This window comes from Lentzea albidocapillata subsp. violacea (genome assembly GCF_900100275.1).
GTDB classification, from domain to species: domain Bacteria; phylum Actinomycetota; class Actinomycetes; order Mycobacteriales; family Pseudonocardiaceae; genus Lentzea; species Lentzea violacea.
Map to the genome: position 1 here is coordinate 75,412 of NZ_FNET01000001.1, position 15,929 is coordinate 91,340.

Here is a 15,929-nt window from a genome sequence, read left to right on the forward strand (position 1 = left end):
CTGGCTCCTGGGAGTCGCGCTGATGGCTCGTGGAAGCGGCGGGTCACGGCTGGTCCCCGGTCTCCCGCACGCGGGTCAGGTGGTCGTGAGCGCGCCGGATCTCGGTGTCCAGCGCGGAGACCGTGCTGGACATGGAGTCGGCCGCACGGGCCTTGAACGTGTCGATCGCGTCGATCGCCGCGTAGATCTGGTCGAACGAGGTCCGCACCGCCTCGATGCCGACGGCCGGAGTCGCGGCGATGCGCTGGATCTCCGCGCCCTGCAACGACATCAGCGTCGCGTTCGAGCGCAGGATCGAGTCGGTCAGGCCGCGCACGGCGTCGACCTGGTCGATCACCTCGCGCTGGCCTGCCAGCGCAGCCGCGACCGCCACGCCGATCCGTAACGCGGTGACGGTCGTGCTGACCGCCCGTTCGATGCCCTTGACCAGCTCGTCGTTGTTGCGGCGCACCACGTCCAGTGCCATGTACCCCTGCGCGCACACGGCGAGCTGGGTCAGCAGGTCCTGATGTCGTTGCCGCAGGCCGAAGAGCACGTCGGCACGCAACGCCTGGGCGCGTGCGGGTTCGGCGAGGTCGAGGATCGCCACCTGGCGCTGCACCGCCTCGTCCATCTCGGCGGCGAGGGCGGCGTCCTGTGCCAGCTTGGTCATCAGGTCCCACAGCCGTTGCCGCTCGCCCTTGATGGCCGCGTTGTCGCGCTTGAGCGCGTCCTGCCCGGACCGGAGCCTCAGCACGATGCGGTTGAGCGGCTCGTCGGCCGCGCGCAGCCGTGCCAGCAGGCCGCGGGCCGAGTTGCCGCCGGGGAGGAAGCCGAGGATCTTGCGGCCGGTCAGCTTGCTCAGGTCCTGCGGGTCGAGCTCGCGAACGGAGCGCCGCAGCTCGGTCAGGCTCGTCGAGACCTGGGCGCCGTGCGGGGACGAGACGGACGCGAGCGTGCGGTCGAGCAGCCGGCCCGCGATCTGCGCCGCCATCCGCATCTCCGCCTCGCCGAGCACCAGTGCCTCGTCGGCGATCCGGCCGAAGTCCGGTGACTGCGGGTCGACGGCGCCCAGGGCCGACACGAAGGCCTCGGCGCGCGACGACAACTCGGTCCTGTCGGCGACGGGAATGAGCCCGGCCGCGCGGTCGACCGGCACGGGCTCGACGGGATCCGGCGGTGTGAGAACGAAGTCGGTCATCGTCAGTACTGCTTCGCGATCGCCTCGAGCATCCGTTCCAGGGTTTCGTGCGCGGGCGGTTCGACCACGTCCACGATCGTCTGCGGCACGGTCAGGCTCTTCTCCTTGACGATGTCGTCGAAGTGCTTCGGATCAGCGGTGCGGAACCCGAACGTCGCGGCAAGCCTGCCCAGTTCGGCGTCGCCGAGCAGCAACTGCCCGACCCGATCGCCGGCCTCACGCAACGGCACCAGCGTGTGCTTGGACAGCACGGTCGGCGCCGGGTAGAGCAGCTTCATGTCCGGCCGGATCGACGAGTCGCCCCGCACCACCCGGTCCGCGAACTGCGCCTCGTACGCCAGCACGAGCGGCGTCTTGCCCATCCCCGCGGACAGGTAGTCCTCGAACGGTCCCTCGGTGCTGCTCTGCGTGTATCCCTGGTCCAGGAACAGCTTCGACACCGCCGGCAGCACCTTGGCCTCGGCGTCCTGAGACGACACCACCCCGCCGTTGGCGACGAACGACGTGATCGCCAGGTACATCGCCGCCGAGTTCGAGTCACGCGGATCGGTCGTCGTGACGAGGAGGTTCTTGCGCGCGGGATAGGCCGTGTTGCCCGGCAGCTGGTCCCAGCGGGTGGCCTTGGCCGCGAGCTCCAGGTACGCCTGCACGTCGAACGTCTGGTAGCCCGGCCCGGACCTGACCACGCCGGCCTTCGTCAACAGGTCGACGACCGGGTCGAACGTGGCGACCACCATCGGCGACGAGAACGGCGCGTACGTCCGCGCGGCCCTGCGGTCGCGCTGGATCTTCTCGGCGGCGGGCGCCGAGGAAGGAAAAGCGAAGTCGTACGAGTTCAGGTCCGTGGCCGTCGCGATCTGCCGCGATCCCGCCGGATCCACCTCGACCTTCAGACCGTGCTTCGCGAACACGTCCTTGACCCGCTGGTCGGCGAAGAAGGCGAGCTTCTCCGAGCCGATCACACCGCGGACGGTCTGGAGCTGGGCCCGTTCGCCGGAACCCTGGCCCAGGACGATCGCCGTCACGACGCCGACCAGCAGCACGACCGCAAGACCTATGCCGAGCGTTCTCTTCACTGTCCACCTCATGCCGAAAAGCCCTGTCAGGGAACAGATCTTTCGTCACTTCGACGCCGTTGCGGGGGCGGTCGTCGCAATCGTGAGATGAACAATCCGTGAACGCGCCGATGAGTTCCGAGTGGCTCCCCCTCGCCGGCAGACCGCTTGTGACCGTCAGCTCAGAGATCGCTGAGCAACCACGCGACGTCGCGCACCAGCGCGTGCCGCCAGCCTGCCCGGTCGTGCCCGGCGGGGGAGCGGTTCACCCGCACGGTCGCACCTGCCTGCGCCGCAAGCTCTTCCACCACCGAGCAGTGCCGGTGCATCCTCGGCTCGTGCTCACCGACGTCGAACGCGACTCGCAGCCCGGACAGATTCGGCACCGCGCGCAGACGTGCAGCGGTGTCACCGCCGGCTGGGCCGTCGAGGGAGAGTCCGTGCTCGGGCAGGTCGCGGGCGTACCAGAACGACCCGGACTGGCACGCCACCTTCGACACCAGCGAGGGGAAGTCCAGCGCCGCCTGGAACGCGCTGAGCCCGCCCAGGCTCTGCCCGGCCACCACGAACCGCGCCAGGTCCACGGTCACGCCGTTCGAGGCGAGCAACGGCAGTAGTTCGTCCCGGATCGCCTGCCACAGTCCGGAAGAGCCGTACTCGGCATCGCGATCACGAGGTGTGGGAAGGAAAACCAGCGTGGCGGGCGGCATCTCACCGTTCTTCACCGCCGACTCGAACGCGGCGACGGCGGGATGCACGTACATCCAGTCGTCGCCGTCGAGCAGCAGCACGACCGGCTCACCGCCCTGGTGCACGCGCACCGTCTTGCGTCCCAGCGAACCGTTCCACCGGATGCGGAGCGGTGGCACGTCCAGCACCTCGTCCGGTCCGACGACGGGCCAGTGCGGCTGCGGCTCCAGGTCCGGTGTGGCGAAGATCGACCGGTTCGGGCCCGCCCCGGCGGGATTCGACGGGTCGGCGTGCTCCTCGCCCTCCGCGACGAAGTGGTAGGTCACGCGCAGCCGGGCCGGCATGTCGACCTCGGCGGACCACAGGTCGTCCTTCTCGTGCGTCAGCTCGACCGGGTCCAGGACGCTCTCGAACCGCAGGGAGGCCGGGCCTCCGCGCCACTCGAACCTCGTCATCGGGCCACCGCCAGCTGGTAGGAGGTGTCGCGGCCGAGCAGTTCGCGGTGCGTGCCCTCGGACGCGACCGTGCCGCCGTCCAGCACGATCACCCGGTCGGCCACGTCGAGCAACGCCGGGCTGCTGGTGATCACGATGGTCGTCCGGCCGCGCCGCAACTCGGTCAGGTTGCGGGCGATGAGCTGCTCGGTGACCGCGTCGACGGCCGTCGTCGGGTCGTGCAGTACCAGGATCTCCGGGTTCGCGGCCAACGCACGTGCCAGCGACAACCGTTGCCGCTGCCCGCCGGACAGGTTCGCGCCCCGGTCGCGCACGGCGTAGTCGAGGCCGTCGGAGTGCAGGGCCACGACGTCGGTCAGCATCGCGGCGGACACGGCCTCGTCCACCAAAGTGCTGGTGCCGGCCGGATCGACGTTGTCCCGCAACGTTCCGGCGAACACCTCGTGGTGCGACGGGTTGACCAGCAGGTGGGTGCGCACGCTCGCGATCGTCAGTGCCGCGACCTCCTGCTTGCCCACCCGGACCACACCCGAGTACGAAGCCGGAGGCACCTCGACGGACAGCACGGCGGCCAGCTCGGCGGCGGCCTGCGGCTGGTACGCGGCGATCGCGACGAACTCACCGGGCTGCACCGAGAACGTCAGGTCCCGCAACGTTCCGTGCGTGACACCGGAGACTTCGAGCCCGCTCGCCGAAACGACCTCCTCGACACCGGGGGTCATCCGCGCGGGGGCGGCGAGGACCAGCGCCATCCGTTCGGCGGAGGCCCGCGCCATCATCACGTACTTGGGCATCTCCGAGAACAGCTTCAGCGGCTCGATCAGGAACTGCGCCAGCCCGACCACCATCACCAGCTGGCCGATGGTGATCTCGCCCCGGAACGTCAGCAGGCCCGCCCACAGCGTCACCGCCGCCGCCAGCAACGAGTTCAGCGCCAGCGCCGACCCGGCGTAGACGCCGTTGACCCGCGCCACGACGATCGACTGCTGCTTCGCCTCGGTGCTCACCCGGCGGTAGGCCTGGAAGGCCGCGTAGCTGCCGCCGAACCCGTGCAGCGGCCGCAAACCGGCGATCAGGTCGGACACCTTCGCCCCGGCCCGCGCCACCTTCGCCTGCTGCACCTGGGTGTTGCTGCCGATCCGCCGCGACATCACGCTGAGCACGCTCAGGATCGCCGCCGTGCCGGCGAACACCAGCACACCCAGCGGCACGCTGATCACCGCCAGCACGACACCCGTGATGACCACCGACACCAGCGAGCTGACCAGCAGCGGCACCACCTCGATGATGTCCGCGGTCTGGTCGGCGTCCTCGGTGGCGATGGTGAGCACCTCGCCGGACTTCAGGTCGACCTCGCGTGCCACCGGCTGCAGGCCGCGGTCCGCGACCTCGACCCGCCACCGGTGCGCCTCGGTTGTGTTCGCCTTCTGCAGGATCCGCATGCCGAACCGCCACGAGTACGACACCGTCGCCATGACGAGACCGAGCGCGAGCAGCGCCAGCCCGAGCGAGCTGAGCTGCCCGCCGCGCAGCGCGTACTCGACGATCACGCCGAGCAGGATCGGCACGGCGGTCTCGGCGGCCTGGTAGGACCCCATCAGCAGGGTCCCGGACGTCATGGCGCCGCGGTTGCGGCGCAAGGCGATCCTCAGGATCTCCTTGCCCGTCTGGACTTCAGTGTTCGTCAACTTGGCGCGCAATCGCTTCGGGGGTGGAGAGGGACAGCAGGTCGCGGATCGTGACGACCGGGCCGAACTCGCGGCGGAGCAGTCCGATGAGCCGCACCGCGAGCATCGAGTGCCCGCCCAGCTCGGTGAAGCCGCTCGCCATGCCCACCTCGTCCTCGTCGAGGTCGAGTGCCTCCGCGAACATCTCGCGGACGATCGTCTCGGTCTCGGTCAGTTCCCGGTCCTCGGCCTTGGTCATCAGGGTGCCGAGCGGACGGGCCTCGGGCAAGGCCGACGTGTCCGCCTTGCCGTTGACCGTGAGCGGGATCGCGTCCACCGCGGCGTAGTGCGACGGCCGCAGGTAGTCCGGCAGGCCGGCGCCGGCCTCCGCCGCGACCGACGGGATGTCCGCTCCGTCGGCCAGCACCAGGTAGGCCGCGAGCCGGTACGCGCCGTCGACCTGCGGGTCGGCCTGCGCGACGGCCGCGACGAACCGGACGCCCGGATGTGCCGCGAACCGTGCCTCGACCTCGCCCAGCTCGACGCGGTGGCCGCGGATCTTGACCTGCTTGTCCGTGCGGCCCAGGTAGAGCAGGTTGCCGTCCGGGCGCCGGATCACCAGGTCACCGGTCCGGTACATCCGCTCACCGGGCACCCACGGGCAGGCCACGAACCGTTCGGCGGACTGCCCCGGCTGCCCGAGGTAGCCGCGCGCGATGCCCACGCCGGACACGTAGAGCTCACCGGCGACGCCGTCCGGCACGTGCCGCAGCCACGGGTCGAGGACGTAGACGTCGGTGTTGTCGATCGCCACGCCGACCACCGGGTCGACGCAGTCGAACGTGCCGACGCCCAGCGTGTTGATCGTGTACTCCGTCGGCCCGTAGAGGTTGTAGCCGATCGTGCCGGGAGTGTCCGCGAGCTGCTGCCACAGCGTCGGTGTGACGGCCTCACCGCCCAGCAGCACGAGTGCCGGCCTGTGTTCCGCGCCCAGCAGCCCTTCGGCCACCAGTTGCTGCGCGTAGGTCGGCGTCACGTTGATGACGTCGATCTCGTGCTCCAGGCAGTACTCGACCAGCCCCGTCGCGTCGCGGCGCAGCTCCTCGTCGCAGATGTGCACCTCGTGGCCGTCGGTGAGCCAGAGCAGCTCCTCCCACGACATGTCGAAGGCGAACGACACGGTGTGCGCGATCCGGAACGTCCGGTGCCCGTGCTCGGCCAGCACCGGCTCGAAGATCCGCCGCTGGTGGTTGACGAGCATGTTGGTCAGGCCGGCGTACTCGGTCACGACGCCCTTGGGCTTGCCGGTCGAACCCGAGGTGTAGATCGTGTAGGCCGCGTGCTTGAGCCTGTTCGGGTCGTTGGGGGCGAACGTCGTCACCGGTTCGGCGTCTGGCCATGTCTCGTCCAGCACGAAGGTCTCGCCCTGGATCCGCGGCGCCACCGAACTGGTCGTGATGATCAGCGACGGTCGCGCGTCCTCGATGATCGCGGCGATCCGCTCGTCCGGGTGGTCCAGCTCCAGCGGCACGTACGCCGCGCCGCAGCGCAGGATCCCGAACAACGCCACGACCCAGTCGAGCGACCGCGGCACCGCGATGGCGACCGACGTCTCGACGCCGATCCCCTTGCCCGCCAGCACTCCGGCCAGATGGCGGCTGCGGTCCCTGAGCTCCGCGAACGTCATCGTCCTGCCGTGCGCGACGAGGGCGGTCCTGCCGGGGTCGCGGTCGGCCGCCTGGTCGAACAGGTCGACCACGGTCAGGTTGCCGAAGTCGTTGGCGGGGTTGAGCTCCGGCGCCGGTACCGTGCCGCGGATCGTGCCCAGCGGGCCTTCCGCGGCGGCGAGGTCGCCGAGGATCCGCAGGTAGTCGTCGAACAGTCTTTCAGCCGTGGCCGGGGCGGTGACCTCCGGTCGGTACTCCAGCTTGACCGTGAGCTGCCGGCCCGGCGTCACGACCCAGGTGAACGGGTAGTGCGTCGAGTCCTCCGACTCGTGGCCGACGATCCCGTTGCGCGCGTTGAGCTCGTCGAACGTGCTGTCGTCCAGGAAGTTCTGCAGCACGAACAGGTTGTCGAACAGCTGGTCGTGCCCGCTCGCCCGCTGGATCTCGCCGAGCCCGACATGCTCGTGCTCCATGGCGTCGACCCGCGAGGCCTGCACGTTCGCGAGGAACTCGGCCGCGGTGTCCTGAGGCCGTGCCGACACCCGCATCGGCACGGTGTTGAGCAGCACGCCGACGATGTTCTCGGTGCCTTCCTCCTCACGTCCGGAGACGGTGACGCCGAAGACGGCGTCGCCCCGCCCGGTCTCGCTGCCGAGCAGCAGCCCGAGCGCACCGGTGACGACCGAGTTGAGTGTGACGCCGTGCCTGCTCGCCGTCTCACGGACGCGGCTGGAGTCCTCTTCGGACAACGTCCGCACGATCTTGGTCGGCAGAGTGTCCGAAGTGGACCCGTCGCCGAGCAGCGTCGGTCCGGGCAGCTCCGCCAGGTACTGAGCCCAGAACCGTTCCGCCGCCTGCTGGTCCTTGTCCGCCAGCGCCCGGCAGTAGCTCTCGAAGCTCGGCGTCGCGGGCGTCGAGTCGACCGGCTCGCCGGCCAGCAGCGCCTGGTAGGCGCCGAACAGGTCGCGCAGCACGATCTCGCGCGACCAGCCGTCCCACAGCAGCAGGTGGTAGCTGAACAGCAGCGCGTCCCGGCCGTCCGGCAGCCGTAGCACGGTGAGCCGCACCAGCGGGGGCTGTTCGAGGTCGAAGCCGGTGCCGCGGTCCTCGATCCGCAGCGCGTCCACCGCGTCCTGGTTCAGCACGTCGACCGTGCGGACCTCGACGCCGCCACCAGGCGTGAGGACCTGGACCGGAGTGCCGTCCTCATCGGCGAAGCCCGCGCCGACGACGGGGTGCTTGGCGATGACGTGCGCCATCGCCTTGGCCAGCTTGTCGGCTTCGAGGCGGCGGTCGAACGTGAAGTAGCTCTGCGCCACGTAATGCCCGGCCGCGCTCAGTGCGGCCTGGAAGTACAGACCGCGCTGCAACGGTGACACCGGCGCGGTGCGGGTCGCGGTGACCGAGGTGTCCGCGATCCGTTCCAGCGCGAGCAGCCAGCGTGCCGCGATCTCGTCCGACACGTCCTCGGCGAGCGCGAACGTCGCCCGCAGGCTGCCGGTGCCCGTGTCGACCCAGCAGTTGACCTCGACGGCGTACGGGCTCGGCTGCGAGCCAAGGTCGAGGTGCAGCGCCTGCGACTCGCTGCCCCGGCCCAGGTAGTTGAACAGCACCTGCGGCCTCGGCAGCGCGGCCAGCACGGGCGCGGTCTGCGGGTTCAGGTACCGGAGCCGGCCATACTCGACGTGCTGCTCCTCGTCCGGCTGACGCTGCACGAGTTCGCGTGCGGCGTCGACGGGGTTGGTGTGCGGACTGAGCTTCACCGGCGCGATGGAGGTGAACCAGCCGACTGTGCGCGTGTAGTCGTGGTGCTCCAGCACCGGGACACGACCGTGGCGCTCCAACTCGACCACCAGGTCCGTGGGCGTGCCCTGGATCTCCGTCAACGCCGTGCGCAACGCACCTGCGAGCAGTTCGGTCAGGCCGATGCCGAGCGCAGTCGGCGCGGTGTGCACGACACGGCCGGTGATGTCGGCGGACAGGTTGACGGTGACCTCGCGCTGGGCGCCGATCTGCGGGGTGAGGGACGGGGTGTCGAGCACCTCGATCCACCGGCGCAGGTCGCCGCCGGACTGCGCGCTCAGGGTCAGCGCGCTGGTGTAGGCGGCGAAGGAGGTGGTCGCGGGCGCCAGGTCCTCGCCGCGCATGGCGGCGTTGATGTCGTCGAGCAGGATCAGCCAGGAGACGGCGTCCACGGCCAGGTGGTGGACCACGACGATCAGGGTGCGGCTGGGTTCGAGCCAGGTGAAGGCGGCCATCGCGCCGGCTTGGGGATCGAGGCGGCGGGCGGCCTCGTTGGCGGCGGTCTGCGGGTCGTCGGTGGTGGCGACCGCAACCTCAAGATCACCAGAACTGTCAGACCCGCTTGGGATGATTGGAGTGGGGACCCGATCCCCCCAGGGGGCCCGCGAATCGGAATCGATTCCGAACGACCACACCCCGTCCGCGACCCTCAGCCGCATCCGCAGGGCGGCGTGAGCCTTCACCACGGCGTCAGCGGCCCGTTGCGCGTCCGCCAAACTCGCGCACTCGACCTGCCGCGCCTGGGCGAACAGGTTCAGCTCCCCGCCCAGCTCCCGCTGCCGCAGCACGATCGGCGTCGGCACCACCGGTCCGTCCTGAGGCTCGGCCACCACCGGTGCCGCCACCGGCGCGACCGCGAACTTCGCCGCCAGGGCCCGAGGTGTCTTGTGCAGGAACAGGTCACGCGGCGAGATCCGCACTCCCAAAGCCCGAGCCCGGTTCACCACCCCGATCGCGATGATGCTGTCCCCGCCGGCCACGAAGAAGTCCGTGTCCGCGTCCACCACAGCCCTGGGCAGCACATCCGCGAAGATGCCGACCAGCGACTCCACCGCCGGCGAGCCGGTGACGACAGGCGTGTCCTCGACAGAGCGAGCGCGCTGTTCCAGTGCCCCGCGGTCCAGCTTGCCGTTCACCGTCAACGGCAGCGCGTCCAGGGTGATCACCCGCTGCGGCACCATGTGCACCGGCAGCTTGGTCCCGAGGAACACGGTGATGTCCGTGGCGGGCGTGCCCACCACGTGCGCGACGAGATGGTCGGCGGTGTCCGCCACCGTCACGGCGACGTCGACGACGCCCGGTACCGAGCGGATCGCCGACTCGACCTCGCCCAGCTCGATCCGGAATCCCTTGAGCTGCACCTGGTTGTCGGCGCGGCCGATGAACTCCAGCGAGCCGTCCAGCGCACGACGGGCCAGGTCGCCCGAGTTGTACATGCGCGAACCGTCAGCGGCGAAAGGGTCCGCCACGAACCGGCTGCACGTCAGATCCGGCCGGTTGTGATAGCCCAGAGCGAGCTGCGAGCCCGCCACGTAGATCGCGCCCACCTGCCCGGGAGCGACCGGCCGCAACGACGCGTCCAGCAGGTACGTGCGCAGACCGGGGATCGGGCCGCCGATCGGGCTGACCTCACGCCCTGATGCGAAGTCCACGGAGTCCAGCACCCGATGCGTCACGTGGACCGTGGTCTCGGTGATGCCGTACATGTTGACCAGTTCGGGCCGCGAGGTGCCGTAGCGCTCGACCCAGCCGCGCATCCGCGACAGTTCCAGGGCTTCGCCGCCGAAGATCACCCGGCGCAACGCGGGCAGCGGCTCGCTCAGCCGGTCGGCCTCGATGAACTGGTAGAACGCCGACGGCGTCTGGTTCAGCACGGTGACGCCACGCTGGCGAACCAGCCTGTGGAAGTCGACCGGCGAACGGGTCAGGCCGTGGTCGGGGACGAGCAGTTCGCCGCCGTGGACCAGTGCGCCCCACAGCTCCCAGACTGCGAAGTCGAACGAGTACGAGTGGAACTGCGTCCACACGTCGTCCGGACCGAAGTTCATGTCCGCCTGGGTGTTCGCCAGCAGCGACACCACGGCGGCGTGCGACACGACGACACCCTTGGGCTTACCCGTGGAGCCGGACGTGTAGATCACGTACGCCGGGTTACGCCAGTCGAACGACGGAATCCGCGCCTCGCCGGGCACTTCCTCGCCGTACACCAGCACCCGCGCCGGCACGCCGGCCGCGGAGAGCAGACGCTCGAAGCGCTCGCGATGCTCGGCCTCGACCAGAACGACCTGCGGTGCCGAGTCGGCGAGAACGTACCGAAGCCGCTCGTCCGGGTAGGCAAGATCCAAAGGCACGTACGCGCCACCCGCCGACACGATGCCGACCAGCGCGACGACCTGCTGCAACGAACGGCCGATCGCGACCGCGACCCGTTGGCGCGGACCGACTCCCGCGTTGACCAGGGTGCGAGCGAGCCGGTTCTTGGCGTCGACCAGCATCCCGTACGACAGGCCTTCGGAGCTGCCGTCGAGGTGGCACATCGTCACGGCCCGCGCGGACGGGTCACGCACCGCGGCGGCGTCGAACAGTTCCGCCAACGTGACCGGCTCAACGGGTGCCGCAGCGCGCGCGGACGAGAGCGAGACAGCGGGGATGTTCTCCTCGTGCAGCAACGAGTTCAGCGTGTCGGAGAACGCCTGCAGGATCGTGCGGGCGCCATCCGCGCGCACGATCGTCGTGTCGTAGATCAGGTTGAACCGCAGCGCGCCGTCGAGGGAACGCTCGACCACCAGCGTCAACGGGTAGTGTGGCGCGCCCTCGTTCACGACCTCGGCGATCGTGAACGGACCTTCCAACGCGGTCACGTCCGTGGCGACGTCGAAGACGACGAGCGTGTCGAACGCCGAACCGTGCGGAGCCTGCCGCCCGATCCGGGTCAGCGACACGTGCTGGTGCGGCAACACCGCGGTCTGGTGCGCTCGCACCGATTCCAGCAGCGCACGCGCGGAAGAACCAGACCAGCAGACACGCAGGGGAATCGTGTTGATGAACAGGCCGACCATCTCGGCGATGCCGGGAACGTCGGCGTCACGACCGGACACCGTCGACCCGAACACGACGTCCTGGCTGCCCAGAATGCCGCCCAGCGTCACGCCCCACGCGCTGTGCACGGCGACACTCAGCGGCACACCGGCCGCGCGCGTCGCAGCGTTCAGGTCCGGAGCCGCGTCGATCACCACGTCGTCGAACAGCTCGGACGGCGTGTGCCCCTCCGCCACCAACGAAGGCGCCGCCAGCCCGGCCAGCTCCTCGGACCAGACCCGGTCGCCCTCTTCGGCGTCCGCGTTCACCAGCCAGCGCACGTAGTCGGCGTAACTGCCGCGCGGGTGCACCGAACCCGGCGTGGAGTACTCGGCCAGCAGCGCGCGCAGCATCGGCGGCACCGACCAGCCGTCCGCGATGATGTGGTGCACCGTCTGCACCAGCACGAACCGTTGCGGTGCCACCCGGATCAGCGTGAAGCGCATCAACGGGCCGCGGGCGAGATCGAACCCGGCGACCCGGTCGCGTTCGGCGTACTCCTGGATCTCCTCATCGGTCATGCCCTGACCGTCCACAGTGGAGAACTCCGGCCGGACACCGGACTCCAGCACCGAGACGACCCGCCCGTCGGCGAGACCGGCGAACCGGGCCGCGAGGTTCGGGAACAGTTCCAGCACGCGGGCGGCAGCCGCTTCGAGCTTGCGGGCGTCCACGGGGCCGGTCAGCGTGAGCAGCTGCTGCTCGACGTACCGGTGCGCCGACTCGTCGTCGAACACCGAGTGGAAGTAGAGGCCTTCCTGCAAGGGCGTCAACGGCAGAATGTCACGCAGAACAGCGGAATCCAGTGAGTCCACATCGGACTGGGCGAGCGGCAGCAGGTCGAAGTCGCTGGGGGAGTGGCCGCCCTGCGTCAACGCGGCGAGTCCCTCCAGCGCGGCCACGAAGTACGCGCCGATCCGGGCGGTGTCCTCGTCGGTGAACACCCCGGACGGCCACGAGATCACGGTGACCAGTTCCAGTTCTCCGTCGGCACCGGGTTCGGCGGAGGCGTTGAACTCCAGGGCGCGCGGCAGCCGCATCGCCGGGTCGCGCTTCTCGCCGAGCTGCCCGGCGTTCTCCGCGAGCTGCCAGTCACCGGTCGTACCGCCGGAGAACCGGCCGAGGTAGTTGAACAGCACCTGCGGCCGGGACGCGTCGAACTCCGCACGCCCCAGGTACCTCAACGCGCCGTAGGAGACACCGTTGCTCGGCACCCGGGCCAGGTCTTCCTTGACCCGCTTCAAAGCCGCACCCAGATCATCGGCGGAACCCGGATCCACGGTCACCGGGAACAGCGTCGTGAACCAGCCGACCGTGCGCGACAGATCGGGGTCGCGCGGTACGAACCGGCCTTCCCGGCCGTGGCCCTCCAGCTCGACGTGCGCGAACGTCTGGTCCTGACCGTTGTCGCGCCGCCACCGGGCCAGCGCGACCGCGAGACCCGTCAGCAGCACGTCGTTGACCTTCGCGTGGAACAACGCCGGCACGTCGCCCAGCAACGCGGCCGTGGCGGCGGAACCAACGGTCACCGTGCGAACCTGTTCGCCCGCAACGACATCGGCCTCGGTCAGCTCACGCCGGCCGAGCAGCTGGTCCACGCCCGGCAGCGCACGCTCGTAGTACACGCGGTCGGCCGAGAACGAGGCCTGCTCCAGCAACTGGGTCCAGCGCCGGAACGACGTGCCGACGGGCCGGAGCTCCACGGCCGCACCGGACGAGACCTGCTGCCACGCCAGCGCGAGGTCGTCGAACAAGATCCGCCACGAGACACCGTCGATCACCACGTGGTGGATCACGAGCACGAGTTGCCGCGCCTGCGGCCGCCACACCGCGCGCAGCATGATGCCCGCGTCCGGGTCGAGTCCCTCGGTCGCCGTGGCGACGCACGCCTCCAGCGGCGCGTCGCTCTCCTGCCAGAGCGCAGGCCCGTCCGCGGGGATGTCGAACGACCAGCTCGAGCCCCGGACCAGCTTGGCGCGCAACATGTCGTGCCGCGCGACCACCGCGTCGAGGATCTGTGTCAACGCGTCGGCGGTGAGTTCGGCCGGGGTGTTGAGCACGACCGACTGCACGAACCCGTCGATCGCGTCCGTGGTCTCGCCGAGCCACTGCACGATCGGCAGACCCGCCACCGGGCCGGTCGGCACGTCGTCGTGGTCGACGGCCGAAGCACCGTCACGGGACGCGACGGCGGCGAGCGCGCGCGGCGTGCGGTTGACGAAGATCTGGGTGGCGGTGACGAACACGCCTTCCGCCCGCAACGCGCTGAGCAACGAGATCGCGAGGATGCTGTCGCCGCCCAGCTCGAAGAAGTCCTGGTCCGCGCCGACCTGCTCGACCCGCAGCACCGAGGCGACGGCCGCGCAGATCACGGCCTCGTCGTCGGTGGCGGCGGCGGTCACCGGGCCGGTCTCCATCACGGGCTCGGGCAGCGCGCGGCGGTCCAGCTTTCCGTTGGCGGTCAACGGGAACTCGTTCATCACCACGATATGCGTGGGCACCATGTACTCGACCAGGTTCTCGGTCGCCCACTGCTTCACGGCGTCCGAGGTCAGGCCCTCGTCCGACGGCACGACGTACCCGACGAGGTAGTTGCCGCCGGCGGAGTTCTTGCGTACCACGACACAGGTGTGGCGGACCCCGGGGTGCTCGGCGAGCGCGACCTCGACGTCCTCCAGCTCCAGCCGCATGCCGCGGATCTTGACCTGGTTGTCGACGCGGCCGAGGAAGTCGAGCGACCCGTCCGGCGCGAACCGCGCCAGGTCGCCGGTCCGGTAGAGGCGCGAACCGTCGGTGGCGAACGGGTTCGCGACGAACCGCGACGCCGTCAGCCCCGGAGCGTTCACATAACCGCGCCCCAGCAGGAATCCGCCGATGTACAGCTCGCCGCCGACACCGATCGGGCACGGCCGCAGCTCGTCGTCCAGCACGTACAGGTCGGTGTTGGGGTTGGCCTTGCCGATCGACGTCGACAGCCGCTCGGCCTCGCCGCGGTAGATCACGTGCGAGACGCCGATCGTGGCCTCGGCCGGGCCGTAGCCGTGGTACATCGGGATGTCGAGCCGCGTGCGGAACCGTTCGTACAGCTCCGGCGTGAGCACCTCGCCGCCGCACCACACGTGCCGCAGGCTGGTGAGTTCGCCGTCGCCCGCGATGTTCAGCAGCACGTCCAGCATCGACGACACCAGGTACACGAACGTCACGCGGTGGCGGTCGATCGTGTGCAGCAGGTGGTGCGGGTCGCGTTCGCCACCGGAGCGCACCACGACGGTCCGCCCGCCGCACACCAGCGGCAGGAAGATCTCGTTGATGGAGATGTCGAACGACAGCGGCGCCTTGAACAGCGACGCGTCCGAGTGTCCGAAGTGGAGGATCTGGTCCACCTGCCACAGCAGGCGTTCGCTGATCGCCTCGTGCCGGATCATCGCGCCCTTGGGGCGGCCGGTCGAGCCGGACGTGAACATCACGTACGCCAGCTGCGCCCCGCGGATCGTGACGTCGGTGGGCTCGGCGGAGTGCTCGGCGAACCCCCAGTCGTCCAGGTCGACCGCGACGGCTTCGGGCTCGTTCTCCTGACCGGCGCCCAGAAGCAGGACGACCTGCGCGTCGGTGATCACGGACTCGCGGCGGGAACCCGGCCACTGCGGGTCGAGCGGTACGAACGCGGCCCCCGCCTGCAGCACGGCGAGCAGGCTGATCACCATCTCGGCCGAGCGGGGCAGCGAGATCCCGACGACCTGTTCGGTGGTGAGACCGCGGGCGATCAGGTGGCGGGCGAGCTGGTTGGAACGGGCCAGCGCCTCGCCGTAGGTGAACGCGCGGTCGCCGTCGTTGATCGCGACGGCGTCCGGGCGCTGCCGGGCCTGCTCGCGGAACAGCTCGACGATGCTCGGCCGGTCGCGCGGGAACTCGTTGTCGTTCCAGCGGGCCAGGTCCGCGAGCCGCTCGCCGGCCGGCTGGGACGTCAGCGTGCCGATGGCGCGGTTGGGGAACTCGGCCAGGTCGTCCAGGACCCGTTGCGCCGCAGCCAGATCGACGCCGTCCGGCACGGGGATCGCCCAGCCGTCGGGCCGCTGCGCGACATCGGAGTTCTGGCCCTTGTCGGCCCACACGAGCACATCGCTGAACAACGTCGCGGGGGTGAGCTCGAACCCGTCGACCGCGAAACCGGGGATGGCCCAGTGGTTCAGGGCGACGGCACTCGCGACGGCGATGGTCCGCTGCGGGTACTCACCGGCACGGCGCCGAACGGAGGCGATCCGGGCGGTCGAAAGAAGTACGTCGTGCTCGGCCATCTGTTCCATCGACGACTCAGCCATCCCTTCACGATCGGT

General features: G+C 70.0%; 5 protein-coding genes. All 5 read right to left on the bottom strand.

The genetic code is table 11. From position 1 onward, the window contains the following. Nucleotides 1–43: 43 nt before the first annotated feature. Nucleotides 44–1,180, bottom strand: coding sequence for a toxic anion resistance protein (locus BLR21_RS00345; RefSeq protein WP_090003630.1), 1,137 nt, complete (start codon nucleotides 1,178–1,180; stop codon nucleotides 44–46). 2 nt (nucleotides 1,181–1,182) lie between these two features. Continuing rightward, nucleotides 1,183–2,256, bottom strand: coding sequence for a hypothetical protein (locus BLR21_RS00350; RefSeq protein ID WP_090003631.1), 1,074 nt, complete (start codon nucleotides 2,254–2,256; stop codon nucleotides 1,183–1,185). A 161-nt stretch (nucleotides 2,257–2,417) separates the two neighbouring features. Continuing rightward, nucleotides 2,418–3,380 carry an alpha/beta hydrolase-fold protein gene (locus BLR21_RS00355; RefSeq protein ID WP_090003632.1) on the bottom strand — a complete coding sequence of 321 codons (963 nt, stop codon included), beginning with the start codon at nucleotides 3,378–3,380 and terminating at the stop codon, nucleotides 2,418–2,420. Further along, nucleotides 3,377–5,068 (bottom strand): ABC transporter ATP-binding protein, encoded by a 1,692-nt coding sequence (locus tag BLR21_RS00360; RefSeq protein WP_218130690.1) that lies wholly within the window; start codon nucleotides 5,066–5,068, stop codon nucleotides 3,377–3,379. The genes BLR21_RS00355 and BLR21_RS00360 overlap by 4 nt, the downstream gene beginning before the upstream one ends. Beyond that, complete coding sequence (locus BLR21_RS00365) at nucleotides 5,055–15,914, bottom strand: non-ribosomal peptide synthetase (protein ID WP_218130691.1); 10,860 nt, start codon at nucleotides 15,912–15,914, stop codon at nucleotides 5,055–5,057. The genes BLR21_RS00360 and BLR21_RS00365 overlap by 14 nt, the downstream gene beginning before the upstream one ends. Nucleotides 15,915–15,929 lie beyond the last annotated feature (15 nt).